Origin of the sequence: Marinobacter sp. tcs-11 (genome assembly GCF_002049515.1) — a bacterium.
Classification (GTDB): domain Bacteria; phylum Pseudomonadota; class Gammaproteobacteria; order Pseudomonadales; family Oleiphilaceae; genus Marinobacter; species Marinobacter nauticus.
On the sequence record NZ_LLYU01000004.1, the window covers coordinates 147,218 to 162,359 of the forward strand.

Here is a 15,142-nt window from a genome sequence, read left to right on the forward strand (position 1 = left end):
GCGAAAACTCAGTAGAACAGCTGAGTGAACGAGAAGCCGATATTGAGATACGCGGTCCATTCGTCTTCGTTGTTATAGGCGGCCGAGAGCTGTACCGGCCCCAGGAAGGTATCTACCCCGGCGAACACACTCCAGGATCGCACCAGCCCCGACCAGGTGGCGTCGTCCATCTGCTCCCAGGCATTGCCGGTCTCAAATCCTACGCCGGTGAACCAGGGCAGCACCGGCCCGCCGAATTCACGCCGGGCCCAGGCCGCCAGTAAAGCGGCATCATTTCCTGTGATCTCCCCCGGGGCGTAGGCTGACAACTGCCGAAAGCCGCCAAGGCGCGCTGCGTTCTCAACGCCCGGTTCACCGCTGATGACCTGCCGGGTATACAGCAAGCCGGTGAGATTGAAACGTTGCCAGGTGCCGGTTCCCAGCAACATGCCGGTGAGGGCATCGAACTCCCGGTCACTGCCAAACGCTTCCCGCTCTACTCTGGCCCGGATACCGGCAAAAGCACCGGATTTCGGATAGAAAGCATCACTCAGGGAATCATGCACCAGTTGCAGGCTGCCGTAGCCCTGATGCACCTTACCGGAAGGTGCAACCGGAACGCCCACTTCGTCATCCACGGTGGCATAGCCACGGACAAAACCCAATCGGATTTCGCCATCGCCGCCCAGTTCCATGCCAAGGGCCAGATCCACTTCCCGAAAGGTCACATCAATCTCGGAAATACGATCACCGTTGTCGTAGATGCTGTAATCATCCCGGCGATATTCCACCCCAACCACCGCAAACCGGTCATAACCGTAATCGAGAGGCTGGTACCATTGGCTACGCACCCAGGGCTGAGTGCCCAATTGAAGCCCCGTCTGCCATTCCGCGCCCAGGCGATTGAGTTCGGTCATCCGCAACCCGGTGGCCAGATTGAACCGGGTATCGCCGTCGAAGTTGTCCTCATAATTCAGGCCAAACGACAGGTAGTTGGGCCCCCAGCTCTTCTCCCTGGCCTGAATAATCAGCACGGGGCCGGCCTCGGACGGCCGCATGGACCAGGACACCGTCTCGTAATACCCCAGCCCGTAGATGCGTTTGAGATCGGCTTCCAGTTGTTCCACATCGAGCGGCTCACCCTCTTTCTGCCGGATCCGCTCGCGCAGAAAATCACTGGCCAGGCGGTCGCCCTTACGGAATTCGATCCGGACAACCGGCCCCGGTGCCAGTTCCTCGGCCCGGAGCCGGGCACGGTAATCCCGCCACTCCGAGTCAGACACTGCCAGCCGGTTCAGGGCCACAGCATGATCCCTGGCTCCGCTGGCCCCCAGCTCAAACAGCACCGGCGCGTCGTAGAAATCGGCAGAGGTGTAGCCTTGCAGATCTGGCTGGATCAGGATGTCGCGTTCGGTTAACAGGCCCAGCTGGAATTCGGTGTTGCGCCGGGTCATCAGCGTGGTGAGCTGCCCGACCACTGAAAAGGCCTCGCGCATGTCCTCTGTGGTCATGAGCGGATCGGTGATATCCACGGCAATGACCACATCAGCGCCCATGTCCCGGGCCACGCTGACCGGCAGGTTGTTGGCTACCCCACCATCCACCAGTAATCGCCCGCCTCTTTCCACCGGGGCGTAGACGCCGGGAATGCTCATACTGGCACGAATCGCGTCGGCCAGGTTGCCGTCGCCAATCACCACTTCAACGCCGGTTTCCAGATCAGTGGCCACAGCGCGAAACGGGATGGGTAGCTGATCAAAGTCATCCACCAGCGCGGCATTACGGGTCAGCTCGTTGAGAATAAAGCCGAGATTCTGGCCGGTAACCAGTCCGCCACCAAACCGAACGCCCTCGGAACCGACGCCAATGCCCGGCACCAGTGGCAGGCGCCAATCGTCCTGCTTTCGGCGCACCGGCTTATAGGCCCGGCCAGGGTCATCGCGAAAACTGGACAGCCAGTCCAGCCCGATAAACCGCTGTTCGATTTCTTCCACCGGCATCCCGGTGGCGTACAGGGCGGCAACGGCCGATCCGGCACTGGTACCGACCACCACATCAACCGGCACCTGCATTTCTTCCAGCACCCGCAGTACCCCGACATGAGCCATGCCTTTGGCACCACCGCCACTGAGCACCAGGCCAATGGTTGGGCGAGCGCTACTGGCGCCAGCATCGGCGAAAGCAGAAGGGAATACGGGCAGGACAAGCAGAATGCACAGTAACCAGGACGGCCAACGAGTGCTCACAATCCCGTCACGAGCTCTGTTTTTTGTCATCGTCGGCCAGTGACAGATGGGAAGTATCCGGCACGACCGGTGGGGGAAAATCCCGTTTTACCCCCAGATCACTGCCGGCCGGAGCCAGTGTCCAGTCATCAAGATGCTCAAACATCGGTGCCTCAGCCTCCTGATGCTCAACCAGAGTCACCCCGACCGGGTCCAGGCTCAGGCCGGAACCGGCCAGAATATCATCCACCTTTTCGCCGGCCACCGGTAGGCGGTCGCCCGGCTCAACCGCTGGAGTCTCACCGGATTTCGCCGCCGGTTGCTCTGGTTTCGGTGCCGGGGCCTGAGGCGGGGCAGGCGTTGACGCTTGAGCCTGAGCTGATGACGCCGGTGCGGGTTGGGCCGGCCCGGCTCCGGGCATGAGCTGAACATACGCCACCATCCCGTGTTTTTTCAGCACTGCCAGGTACTTCTCGGCCTGAACCTGCTCAAGTTTGTTACGAATGACCACCGGTTGCCCACTGAACATGCGGTCCAGCTGCTCGACGCTGGCCTTGAACAGAGCCCGGGCATTATTGCGAGCGGTTTCCAGATCGGTGCCTGGCGTGCACTCTCCTTTAAACACGAGCTGGTACATGGCTATCCCTCTGCTTTTACAACAACTGTTGGTCAATGATAGCTGAAATCACAGGCTACAACAGGCATTAACCAACGCCGGGCCTTACCATCCGGAAATCATTTCAGCATTGCAAACAATTGAAAAATCCAGCGCCCACAGGAGGAAAAGTACGCCACACTCTGCAACAATCAACTGTAACCAAACTTTACACTTGGTTACACTAACAAGAATCGCAGATTACCTTTCGGGAGCCTCACATGCGCACCTTTACTACCGCCCTTCTCTCTGGTCTGGTGCTCGGCTTGTCATCGGCGCAGGTATCCGCCGAAAACCTGGATGTATTGATGAGCCAGGTTTTTCAGGCCAACGAAGCCACCTACATAGGCTATGAAAGCATCGAGCGCGAGGACATTCCCGCCCGGGCCAGCGTAGACCGGAAATACCTGATTGTGGATTTCCGCTTTCCGAACCAACAGCCGGCCGCCGAACAACTCCCGGCCAGCGTACACAAAGTGTGCATGACCCTGCTGAAAGATCGTGAACTGATCCGCTCGCTGTCGGATTCCGGCTACGACATGGTGGCCGTGGCCTTTGACCGCCAGTCCCAGTTTGACTGCCTCTAGCCTGTAGCCCAGGCTATTCCTGTCCCAGTAGGCGGGGGAATGCATCCAGGGCGGTATTCACCGCGTCCAGATTAAAGGCCTCCACATCCGCCAGCAGCTTCTCACCGTAGCGCGTGACCGACGATGAGCGGTGCCGCTGCCCCCATTCGATAATGCGCACGGCAAAATCCTTCATCTGTTCCGGGTCGCCGCTCTCGCGCACTTCCTGCCATTCATTACCGAAGTCTTCAGCCAGTTTTTCCCGCAGCCAGCCCCGCTCATGCATGCTCATGGTCTGGGCCAGCAGGCGCTCGGATTCCTCCGGCGCGCCATCGTCATCAGCCTGCTCCACCGTCGCTTCTACCCTGGGCAGTACCACCTTGAACGTCGAGCCCACATTGGCCTCACTTTTCACGGTCAGTCTGCCGCCCATCATTTCCACCAGTTTTCGGCTGATCGCAAGCCCCAGCCCGGTACCGCCATAACGCCGGGAACTCTGGCCTTCCTGCTGCTCGAAGGCTTCAAAAATGCGCTCCTGCTGGTCCGGGGCTATGCCGATACCGGTGTCAGCTACGGTCACCACCAGCCGGTAGTAACAAACCTCGGAATCGGCATCCGCCGGCTCGCCCAGCGGCTTGGCGACCGCTCGCACGGTAACCCCGCCGTCGTGGGTGAATTTGATGGCATTGCCCACCAGATTAAACAGCACCTGTCGCAAGCGGGTTTCGTCCAGCATCATCGCCGAGGGCATACCCGATCCCACGCTTACTTCCAGGGTAATGCCCTGCTCCGTCGCCCGCAGGTCAAAGATGTGGCGGACATCACTGAGCAGCCGGCGCACGGAAACAGGGCCGAAATCCAGGCGCATCTTGCCGGCCTCGATCCGCGACAGGTCCAGAATGTCATTGATCAGCATCAGCAGGCTTCGACTGCCCGCCCGGATGGCATTGAGGTAATTGCGCTGTTGGGGATCTGTGACCGAATTGTAGAGCAGATCGCTGTAGCCAATCACCGCGTTCATAGGCGTTCGGATTTCATGGGACATGTTGGCCAGGAATTCGCTCTTGGCACGGCTCGCAGCCTCCGCTTCCCGGGCCAGCCGCTCCGCCTCAAGCTTGGCGGCACGGAGTTCATCCTCACTCCGGCGCAGCGCGTTCTCGGACCGGATTCGCTCATCCACTTCCAGTGAAAGTTTGCGGTTCCAGTACAGGAAGATCAGCACCACCACGATGGCTATCAGAATGATCCGCCGAACCACGGTGTAATCGGCTTCCTGTTCGATATCCAGGTGAATCCAGCGATTATAGATGGCTTCGGTTTCGGACGTCGGCAGACTGCCCAGCGCCTTGTTCAGAATGCGGTGGAGCTCAGGCTGGGCCGGGCTGACCGCCAGTCTCAGATCGTACTGGTAAGGGGTAATACTGGTAATCCTCAGGTTCGACAGACCGAGCCGTGCCACCGTGTAGCTTACCGCCGGGATATGCGTCACCATCACATCCAGATCGCCGTTGGAAAGCGCAAGCAGCCCGTCTTCCACGGTCTGCTGGGGATAGAGGTCGAGATTCGGATGATTAATCAGCAGATAGTCATGACTGGCCTGGCGGTTTACCACGCCGACCCGCTCATCCCGAAGTTCACGCAGGTCTCCGATAAAGCGACCGGTGTCGCGGATCGCCAGCGCAATGGGCACGTTGACATAGGCCCGGGTGAACAGGAATTCCTGCTCGGTACGAGGCGTGCGGGACATGCCGGGAAGCACGTCCAGCTCACCGGATTTCAGTTTTTCCTCGGCGCCGGCCCGACTGTCTACCGTCACTCGCTGGAAGCGAATCCCCAGATCCTTCTCCAGCCGGCTGAGCAAGTCGGCGACCAGCCCCGTGGGCCGGCCATCCTGTTCAAACTCGAACGGCGGCCAGTCCGGCCTCAGTCCGACGGTAATCTCCGAGTTACTGGCCAGCCATTCCAGTTCACCGGCGGTCAGGGCCACGTTTCGGGTCTCGACTTCGGGCAGCTCCCCCGCCAACCAGGACTGGCGAATATTGCGATGTTCCTGATGGGTCAGTGACGATACCGTGCGATCAAACACCCGAAACATGCGCTCCTGCTCAATGGGAACCTGCAGCACCACATCCACAGGTCGCCGATCCAGCAACACCGCCAGCCCGACACCATTGATCATCGCCGATTCGAGGTAGTCAGACACCACCGGAACCGGCCCGAGAAAAGCATCTGCCTCGCCCGACATAACCCGGCTGACCGCCTCACCCAGGCTGGAAACCGGTACCGGCGTAAAGCTTTCCACCGGGTCCAGCAGCGGAAACTGATTGGGGTCGTCGCCGACAATGACAACCTTCGCTGCCTCCAGATCAGACAGAGTCCGGATTGCCGGGTCGCCGGCATTCACAAACACCCCGTAGGTGAGTGACATCAAGGGCGCTGTGTGTCGCACGCCGGGAATAACCGGGGCGCCGGGCAGTCGGGTGGTCAGGATCAGGTCCGGCTCTGGCCGCTCAGTGCCCAGCATCTGGTTCATCAGAAAGGGCTCAATGGGCAATCCCAGCTTGGAGGACAAGCGGTTGAGGTAGTCCACCCAGATGCCCGCCATGCGCCCCTCCCCGGTATCGAACACCAGCGGCACCTGGGTATGCCTGACCCCCACATTGAAGCCATCCTGTTCTGCAAGCCAACGCAGATCTTCAACGCCCAGTACGGGCGCCGGCGAATTCTGGGGTGGATCCGCCAACACGGCCCCTTGAAAAAGCAGCAACAGGAGGCAAAACATGAACTGTGAACGAGACTTCACTGGATATCCTCGGCGGGTCCACTACATTTCAGGAAAACCATACCTGCAAACGGGCAGGATTGCATTTTGCCAATGAGCTGATGGAGGTACGTAACCATGGACACCAGCAAACACAGCCTGAGCACCCTGTTCGAACAACTGGGTCTGCCCTCCGGTCAATCGGAAGTCGAGCATTTCATCGCCCGACATTCACCATTACCCAGTGAAGTCGCTATCCAGGATGCGCCCTTCTGGTCAGAGAGCCAGTCCCATTTTCTGGAGGAAGGGCTGGAAGATGACAGCGACTGGGCGGAGGTGATTGATGAACTGGATGCCCTGCTAAGGCGCTGATTGGCTGGGTCAGAGCACCGACACCCGATTTCGGCCCTCATCCTTGGCCTGATAGAGGGCCCGATCAGCCCGGTCAAACACCGACTCTTCGGTGTCGTCGTCCTGAAAACCGGTCAGCCCCGCTGAAAAGGTAATGCTTACCGGCTCGCCGCTGAAATGGAACGGCAGGCCGGATACATGTTCGCGCAGGGAATCCAATACCTTGCGGGCTTCATCTGTGGGCGTTTCCGGCAGAAGCACCACAAACTCCTCGCCACCGAACCGGGCGATAAAATCCGTCGACCGCAGGCGAGTGCTCATCTCCCGGGCCACCAACTGCAGCACGCGATCCCCTGCCTTGTGGCCATAGGAATCGTTGATGCGCTTGAACAGATCCACGTCCAGCACAGCCACCGTGAGCGGGTGCCGGTAGCGCAACCAGCGATTGTATTCAAACGACAGCCGTTCCTGCCAGGCTTCACGGTTGGGCAGCTGGGTGAGCAGATCGGTCAGGGCTCGCTGACGCTCTTCACGCACCTGGGCCTGCATCTGTTCCGAATGGGCCTCCATGGCCGCGACTTTCTCCTGCATGGCTTCCAGTTGGTTCGCCAGCAGTTTTTCACGCTCGCTTTCCGACGTCCGGAACCGCTCCAGCGCACTGCCAATAAATTCCAGGCGTTGACTGACCGACTGCTTCAAAGCTTGAATATCCTCGCTGGCGCGGATGTCATCCCCCACCTTGTCCAGCTCGGCACGGATTTCCCGGTCCAGCGTTGCTGTGGCGTCCTGCCGGCCAGTCTGGGCGTCACTCTGCTGGGCAAAATGCTCCCGCAACGCCTGCAAGCGTTCATCCAGACGTTTCAGGAAGGCCTCGAATTCGCGCTGGCTGCGGGTAATGGCGGCAATCACCAGATCGGCGACCCGGTTCAACCCCTCCCGGAGCACTTCCCAGTCGTTGCTGGTCAGCAAGGTCTGCTGTAATTCCCGGGCTTCTGCTTCTGCGGCCGGCTCCAGGGAAGCCTGTTGCAACAGTTGCCCCAGTAACTGGCCGATGCGGCGTGCAATTCTCAGTCGCTGGGTGGTATCCGCCAGATCCACACCTTCTGCCGGGGCTTGCGGTTCCGGTGTGGGCGACACAGCCTGAGGCCCGGCCTGCTCGTCCAGCAGGGTAATCTGCCGGTCAATCTGGTCCTGCAGTTCCCGCCAGTGCTGCAGGTTGATCTGCTTCTTACGGATATCCTCCCGCAACCGACCCAGCAATTCATCCAGCTCCGGCCGCTGTCCTTCGGAGGCCAGACTGGTTCGTACCAGCATTCTTTCCAGCAGATTACGTTCGGATTCCCACTGTTTTTCCCGATGCTCTGCTTCTTCCAGTTCCCTGAGATATTTCTCTTTCCAGGAATCTTCAGATGCCATGAACTACTCCCTTAGTGGCCGGCACGATGCTCTTCCTCTTCACACCCGGTGCGATCGGTCGTTCGGCGGCGCGCCCGGGGATGGCTCTGATCATAAACCCGGGCAAGATGTTGAAAGTCAAGATGAGTATAGACCTGGGTTGTGGCAATGTCCGCATGACCCAGCAATTCCTGAACCGCGCGCAGGTCGCCACTGGATTCCAGCATGTGACTGGCAAAGGAATGCCTGAGCAGGTGGGGGTGCAAACGCTGGTCCGCGCCGTGCAGAATACCCCAGCGAGACAGGCGACTCTGGATACTGCGCCGGCTCAGGCGGGTGCCCCGCCGGCTGACAAACAGTGCCTTCTCACCCTCGGTGACCAGTGCCCGCCGGCAGGACAACCACTGTTGCAACGCCGCCACGGCCTTACGGCCGACCGGCAGCACGCGCTCCTTGTTACCTTTACCGAGAACGCGGATTTCTGGGCCCTTCAGATCCAGAGCCGACAGATCGGCCCCGGCCAGCTCCGCCAGCCGAAGGCCGGAGGAATACATCAGCTCGAACATGGCCAGATCACGGATTTCGAGGGGGTCTTCGGGGGTGGCATCCAGTAACTGGCCAATCTGATCAACATCCGCAACGCGGGGCAAACGCCGACCACTTTTCGGCGCCCTGATGTCCAGAGCTGGATTATCGCTCGCAAGCCCTTCGCGAAGCAGGTACTGGTAGAAGCGCCGAATCGACGACAGGTGCCGGGCAATGCTGCGCCCGCTCAGTCCATCCCGGCTGAGTCGGGCTACGTAGCGCCGAACATCGTGGGCAGACAGCTCTGACCAGTCGTTGAGGCTATTATCCGCAAGCCAGGAGATCAGGCGCTGAAGGTCGCGCTGATAGTGTTCGCAGGTACGGGGTGAATGCCGTTTCTCGGATTGCAGATGACCAATGAAGCCGGTCAGCGCCGCCAACTGGCTCGCTGATCCTTTGTGGTCACTCGCCGCCGCGCTCACCCCTGGCCGGTCTCCGCGGTCAGGTCCGTCACCGGAGCGCCGGTACCATGGCGCTTGAGCATGGGAGGCAAAAGCCGGCTCAGGGTGTCGCTGATGTAGCTCAGGAACAGTGAGCCCATGCTCTGATCAAAGTAACCGGGTTCACAACTGCCGACAGCAAACACACCCACCAGACCTTCGTGGCGCAGGGGTACAAGGGCGACGGAGGCGATGGGATCGTCACGGTCCGGGAACAGGAATTCACGCTCATTCTCACGGAACTGGCCACAAACGGCCCGTTCCCCCTCCAGCAGGCTTCCCAACCGCTCACGTGCCGCGGCCGCATCCACCATATGCAAGGCACCCTGTGACTGAAGCTGACCGGTTTCACTGAACAGAAGTACCGACGCGGCATCCAGGCCAAAATCGCCCCGGATACTGTCATCAATGGCAGCGGCCATATCCTGCAGATTACGGGCTTCAATCACCTGCATCAGCAGGCGTTTGCTTTTCTCGAACAACCGGTCGTTGTGGCGGGCGATGGACACCAGTTCCACCAGCTCCCGGCGTAACGTGTCCCGCTGTTCCCGGAACAGGTGCACCTGGCGCTCCACCAGGGAAATCGCCCGGCCGCTGTCATGGGGCAGAGTCAAACTGCGCAGGAGCTCGTCCTGGCCGATAAAAAAGTCCGGATTGGCCCTCAGATATTCTGCGACCTGTTCCCTGGTGAGTTCGCCGGCCTTCTGGCGGGCCGTTTGTTCTGTCATCGTGTTCTCCTGATCGGTTCAGGCCCCGTTTTTATGAGGTCGGGTGTTCGGGCGGGCACTCCTGCGGCGCCGGGGCTGGGGTTCGCCAGGCAGCCGCAACTGGCCTTCAAATACCGTGGTTGCAGGCCCTTCCATCATAACAGGGGCACCTTCCCCCTGCCATTCAATGACCAGCCGGCCACCGCGCAGCTCGACTTCGACCCGGCTGTCCAGCAGGCCACGGAGACAACCGGCCACCACTGCTGCACAGGCACCGCTGCCGCAGGCGAGTGTTTCGCCGGAGCCCCGCTCAAATACACGCAACCGGGCACGGCGGCGATCAATCACCTGCAGAAAGCCAATGTTGGCCCGGGCCGGAAACCGGGGATGCTTTTCCAACTGCGGGCCGAGGCTTTCAACCGGCGCCGTATCGATATTGTCCACCACCAGTACCCCGTGGGGATTACCCATGGAGATGGCCGACAGCTCGACCGTCTGGCCATTCACGTCGACGGTATACACATCCTTGCGCTGATCTGCCGCAAAGGGGATCGCGGGTGGATTGAGCTCCGGCACTCCCATATTGACGGCCACCAGGCCGTCCCGACCCACCTTGAGTTCAATCACACCCTTGGCGGTCTGCACCCGGATGACGCGTTTATTGGTCAGACGCTGATCGCGCACAAAACGGGCGAAACAGCGGGCACCGTTGCCGCACTGCTCTACTTCTGAGCCATCGGCATTGAAAATGCGGTAACGAAAATCCACATCCGGCAACCCCGGTGGTTCCACCACCAGCAACTGGTCAAAGCCAATGCCGAAATTGCGATCCGCCAGTTCCCGGATGGTGTCCGGGGCCAGCCGGAATGGCTGGCTGATGGCGTCTACCACCATGAAATCGTTACCCAGCCCGTGCATCTTGGTAAAACGCAGAATCGGGCCCTGGCCGCGTCGTTGCTGAGACATCTCGTTCTCCCCGCTCATTCCGGCAGGCAACTTTCCGGCGCCAGCTGGTCGTCCAGAGTTTCCCGGCGCCGCACCACGTGCACCTGATCTCCGTCCACCATCAACTCCGGGGGCCGGTTGCGGGTGTTGTAGTTAGAGGCCATAACAAATCCGTAGGCCCCGGCCGAGCGCACCGCCAGCAAATCGCCGGCTTTCAGGCGCAGAGCGCGATCCTTGCCGAGGAAATCGCCGGTTTCGCACACCGGGCCCACCAGGTCCCAGGGCCTTTCCTCACTGTCCTGATGGGGCCGAACCGGAATAATGGCCTGCCAGGCACTGTAGAGCGCCGGTCGGATCAGATCATTCATGGCCGCATCGATGATGGCAAAATTCCGGTGCTCGGTGCACTTCAGGAATTCTACCCGGGTCACCAGAATACCCGCATTCGCTGCGATGGAGCGCCCTGGCTCGAGCACCAGATCCAGCTCCCGATCGCCCAGGCGTTCATTGAGCGCTTTCACATAATCTGCCGGTTGCGGCGGGGTTTCCTGGTTGTAGGTCACACCCAGACCGCCCCCCATATCCAGATGGCGAATACGGATGCCCTGCTCTGCCAGGGTGTCGATCAGAGAAAGCACCCGGTCCAGGGCATCCAGGAACGGCGAAACTGAAGTCAGCTGTGAGCCGATGTGGCAGTCCACCCCGTGGATATCGAGGTTGGGCAGGCTGGCCGCGCGGGCATAGACTGCTGGCGCCTCAGCAATGTCAATGCCGAACTTGTTTTCCTTCAGGCCGGTCGAGATGTACGGGTGGGTGCCCGCATCCACGTCCGGATTCACTCGCAGGGAAATGGGCGCTTTCACTCCCAGTTCGCCAGCCACCTTGTTCAGGCGATCAAGCTCGGTGTCGGATTCGACATTGAAACAGCGAACGCCGGCCTCCAGGGCCCGCTTCATTTCCCACTCCTGCTTGCCAACGCCGGAGAATACGACTTTACCGGCATCCCCACCGGCACGGAGCACACGCTCAAGCTCTCCGGCCGAGACTATGTCAAAACCCGCCCCCAGACGAGCCAGCACATTGAGCACCGCCAGGTTGCTATTCGCCTTGACCGCATAACACACCAGATGAGGGCGATTCTTCAGGGCCTCATCGTAAGCACGGTAATGGCGCTCCAGCGTCGCCCGGGAATAGATGTAGGCTGGCGTACCAAAGCGCTCGGCGATATCGGCAACGGCAACGTCTTCGGCGTAGAGTTCGCCGTTACGGTAATTGAAGTGATCCATGCTGTTCCTGAAAGCTTAAGGTCGGGGTGGTCTGGCTCAGGGCCGTTCATTGTCCTCATCGGCATTCTCGCCCGCTTCTGCGGCTGCCGCGGTGTCACCAGTCTGCGATGGTACGGCGTCGGGCACCGGCGCGTTCCGGTACAGCGGCCCTTTCTGGCCACAACCGGATACCATCAAAACCACAAACACCGAGAGCGCGACGGCCAGGCGGCGCACAAGCCCAAGCTGCATACCCAATCCCCTGAGTGAATAATGGCCGAAGTATACCCGACACCCGGGCCGCACCGCGAGGATTCACATGATCAGGACAGGTGCTGGTTAAGGGCATCTTCCAACTGCGCCCGGTAGAACAGGTACTGGCTGGTCTGGATATCGCGCTGATACAGCTGTGGGTCGAGATCGTGGGGCAGATGCAGGTCAGTCAGATACACCGGATAGGGGTCCGGGCTCTGCCGCAGGGAGCGGATGTAATGGGCCACTGCTGGAATCAAACGGTCGCCATATTCCTGCACGGTAAACTCCTGATCGTTGCAATACAGATCAAAGCGCAGAATGCTGTCACCCTGTTGCACGCCCACCGCCTGCACTTCGAGGCCGGACACGGGCATTCCGGCGACCAGCTCTGGTCTCGGATCGGCCTGCCATCGGCCATCCCTGAGTACCAGTTCGTAACACCGGATACCGGCGACCGGCTCCAGATTATCTGCCTGGCGCAACTGCCGGCGCTCAACAACACTGTCCAGAAATCGCAATAACGGTGCCAGTAGATGACGGCGTTGCTGGGCCTTCAGCTGGCGATGCCACAGACTGCCGTACTCATCCACCACCCAGAGCTGGCCCTGGTCTCCCTGCAGCTGCCAGAATACCTGGATGTTACCGGCTTCGGAGGCTTCACATACCGCTTTCAATAGGGGAGCATCCTGAAAAGCATAGCGATCCGGCACCACCGGCAGAAAACTGTCCTGGGGCTGGAACAAGGCATCCATCAATGCCGCGCGGCTATCCAGGGCAACAAACCCCGGCTCCTGGCCATTGAACTGGAGCAGAAAATAACGCTGATCCATCTCGATGATATAACGCAAGGGATGAGGGCCGGTGCCGCCTGCAAAAAACTGTCGGAGCACATCGGCAAACAGCTCACTCACACGCCGGGCAATGGCCTGTCCGTGCCCCCGGCTGGGCGCCATCACTCGGATATCCGGCAATTCCGCAGGGTTGATCGCCACCTGAGCGAGCACATTCTTCAAACACTGGATCAGGGTGTCCCCGGCCGCGTAATGCTGCAGACTGACTTCGTGCCAGCTGTTCAGGGTAATCTGGTCGATGGTCACCACCAGGTTGTCCCGGGCTCCACTGAACCCGAGCGAGTCGTTGCGGGCGCTGAGTTTATGCAGCCCCCGCTCAGTCAGATGAGCCTGTGGGTCCACCGCCACATTCAGCAACAACAGGTTGCGTAAGGGCCGTACTGCACGGGACAGGGCCTGGCGGGGCGCCGGGGGCATAGGCACCGGCAGGAAACCAGCCAGCACATCCAGTATTTCCTTCAACTCGCTGACCGACGCCACGCTCTGGCCCGCTCGCACATTCAACCGTGTACTGCGACTGAGCAGACCGTTGCAGTAACACCAGACAAGCAACTCAGCCAGGTTGCCGGCGCGGCGAATAACCGGCTGCCAGAAGGCGTCGGACGGATCTTCAAGATCCCGGTACAACAGCCAGCCGTCTCCGGCTGCCCCCTGTTCACTGCGATGGTGAAACGACAGGTTCTCTTCTGCCAGCGAGGGCACCAGCCCCGGATTGATCAGCTCGACCTTACCGGCCTTGCGCTGGAAGGCGGCATAGAGCTTGCGGCCCAGCAGATTGATGTCATTGGCGCTGATCGACGCCTGTGCATCCTGTTCCCGGGCCAATCTGGCAAGCAGGCGGTAACTGTGGGTAAGCTCGGCAACCACCCGCCGGCGTAGTCCCATCACTTCCTCGGCACACCAGCGCTGACGATCATCCAGCCGGCCCAGATCCTCCGACGACCAGCCCCAGGTTTCAACCAGACTGCGCAACAACTGGACCCGCCAGGGATCACCCACCATACCCGCCCGGCTGAGCGGCAAGCCGGATTTCAGGTACAGGCTTCGGCGTACCAGCTCCAGCCGGTCTGCGCCGTCACGGGCCAGCAACCACTGCTCCAGTCTCTGGTACAAAAGCACGTAGGGGTCCAGGGCATCGGCGCTGATCACACCATTGTGAACCGCCTGCTTGAAGCTGGCCGAGAGCAGTGGTCGCTCCCGGTCGGTGGCGTAACATTCAATCAACAGTAGCTTGAGGATGGCTTTCCAGGGCGCATCGATTCCTTTGTAGAGCTGCCAGATACCAGCGCCAGGCAGTTCTGCGGGAGGAATGTCCGGCACCGCGCCAAAGTCGATGTAATCCCTGGCCTGGATAAACCGACACTCCACCAGCTGTCGCCGGCAGTGGTCGTAATCGGCCTCCCGGTCTACCGGGATCAGCCACCACAACGGATATTGGCCGGCGAGGTGAATGCTGGTGCGGTAGAACTCATCCAGCAACAGAAAATGCTGGGCGCTGCCGCAGTTTTCCCCGGTGACTTCCACGCGCTGTCGCCCGGCCCGCCAATCGGCGGCAGAGAACACAAACACGTGCAGCTCCACCCCCAGGCCACCGGCCCATTCCGACAGTTTTTCGGCTTTTCGCTCCAGGCACCGAATGCCCGACGCCGGCAAATCCTGACGGTGGCAGAGCCAGACATCCAGATCACTGGCCACCGAGTGGCCGAGGGTGCCAGGGCTTCCCATCAGGAACAGACTGTCCAGATCAGGCTTTCGAGTGCCCTTATCACGATAGTGAAAGCTACGGGCGTAACGGCGGGCCGCATCCAGCACTTCCGGGCCGGGCGTGTAACCATTGAAGCCGTCCGGGCAGTTACCATCCAGATAGCCAGGCAAGGCCGGATGGTTGCGGTGAAAAACCAGCGGCAACAACTCCAGCACCATCTGCTGCCGGTAAGTCAGTGCCGAGCACGCCCGCCGCCAGCGCTGCTCGTTAACCAGCAGAAACCGGTCCCGCAGGCGCCTGAGCGTCTTGCGGTCGATTCCATCCTCGAAATCGAGAACTATGGGCGCGGCGTGAACGGTCAAGAGAGCTCCGGCAAGAGGTTATTTTCGGCAAGATAGTCAGTATGATGAATGAATCGTGGCAAAACCTGTAAAAAAATAAAAGCACAGGCAGTGAA

12 protein-coding genes are annotated in these 15,142 nt (G+C 60.3%); 2 read left to right on the top strand and 10 right to left on the bottom strand.

Translation table 11 applies throughout. The features are described from left to right. Window positions 1-8 precede the first annotated feature (8 nt). Both ARC85_RS06795 and ARC85_RS06800 read right to left on the bottom strand, forming a co-directional pair. Entirely contained in the window at window positions 9-2,255 is a 2,247-nt protein-coding gene (locus ARC85_RS06795; protein WP_286714568.1) for a patatin-like phospholipase family protein, read from the bottom strand. Then, a complete protein-coding gene (locus tag ARC85_RS06800; protein WP_286714569.1) occupies window positions 2,233-2,841 on the bottom strand; it encodes a hypothetical protein in 609 nt (202 codons plus the stop codon). Before ARC85_RS06800 ends, ARC85_RS06795 begins: the two co-directional genes overlap by 23 nt. 239 nt (window positions 2,842-3,080) lie before the next feature. Between ARC85_RS06800 and ARC85_RS06805 the strand changes: the two genes are divergently transcribed. Further along, the gene (locus ARC85_RS06805) at window positions 3,081-3,446 is read left to right on the top strand and encodes a hypothetical protein (protein ID WP_286714570.1); all 366 of its coding nucleotides are present in this window, start codon (window positions 3,081-3,083) and stop codon (window positions 3,444-3,446) included. 13 nt (window positions 3,447-3,459) lie between these two features. Here ARC85_RS06805 and ARC85_RS06810 read toward each other — a convergent pair whose 3' ends face one another. Further along, a complete protein-coding gene (locus ARC85_RS06810) occupies window positions 3,460-6,207 on the bottom strand; it encodes an ATP-binding protein (RefSeq protein WP_023008370.1) in 2,748 nt (915 codons plus the stop codon). Between the two features lie 117 nt (window positions 6,208-6,324). Between ARC85_RS06810 and ARC85_RS06815 the strand changes: the two genes are divergently transcribed. Further along, the gene (locus ARC85_RS06815) at window positions 6,325-6,558 is read left to right on the top strand and encodes a DUF2789 domain-containing protein (protein ID WP_023011756.1); all 234 of its coding nucleotides are present in this window, start codon (window positions 6,325-6,327) and stop codon (window positions 6,556-6,558) included. 9 nt (window positions 6,559-6,567) lie between these two features. On the opposite strand, the gene ARC85_RS06820 is transcribed toward ARC85_RS06815, so the two are convergent. From ARC85_RS06820 to ARC85_RS06850, 7 genes are all read right to left on the bottom strand, one after another. Beyond that, complete coding sequence (locus ARC85_RS06820; RefSeq protein ID WP_014420365.1) at window positions 6,568-7,953, bottom strand: GGDEF domain-containing protein; 1,386 nt, start codon at window positions 7,951-7,953, stop codon at window positions 6,568-6,570. Between the two features lie 11 nt (window positions 7,954-7,964). Beyond that, window positions 7,965-8,939, bottom strand: a complete 975-nt coding sequence (gene xerC, locus ARC85_RS06825) for a tyrosine recombinase XerC (protein WP_286714571.1) — start codon at window positions 8,937-8,939, stop codon at window positions 7,965-7,967. Then, window positions 8,936-9,685, bottom strand: a complete 750-nt coding sequence (locus ARC85_RS06830) for a DUF484 family protein (protein ID WP_286714572.1) — start codon at window positions 9,683-9,685, stop codon at window positions 8,936-8,938. Before ARC85_RS06830 ends, xerC begins: the two co-directional genes overlap by 4 nt. Before the next feature lie 18 nt (window positions 9,686-9,703). Next, window positions 9,704-10,630: a diaminopimelate epimerase gene (gene dapF / locus ARC85_RS06835; RefSeq protein ID WP_286714573.1), complete on the bottom strand. Its 927-nt coding sequence runs from the start codon at window positions 10,628-10,630 to the stop codon at window positions 9,704-9,706. Between the two features lie 14 nt (window positions 10,631-10,644). Beyond that, complete coding sequence (gene lysA / locus ARC85_RS06840; protein WP_222447622.1) at window positions 10,645-11,895, bottom strand: diaminopimelate decarboxylase; 1,251 nt, start codon at window positions 11,893-11,895, stop codon at window positions 10,645-10,647. A 36-nt stretch (window positions 11,896-11,931) separates the two neighbouring features. After that, a complete protein-coding gene (gene lptM / locus ARC85_RS06845) occupies window positions 11,932-12,126 on the bottom strand; it encodes an LPS translocon maturation chaperone LptM (RefSeq protein WP_286714574.1) in 195 nt (64 codons plus the stop codon). A 71-nt stretch (window positions 12,127-12,197) separates the two neighbouring features. Further along, a complete protein-coding gene (locus tag ARC85_RS06850; protein WP_286714575.1) occupies window positions 12,198-15,047 on the bottom strand; it encodes a class I adenylate cyclase in 2,850 nt (949 codons plus the stop codon). Window positions 15,048-15,142: the final 95 nt, after the last annotated feature.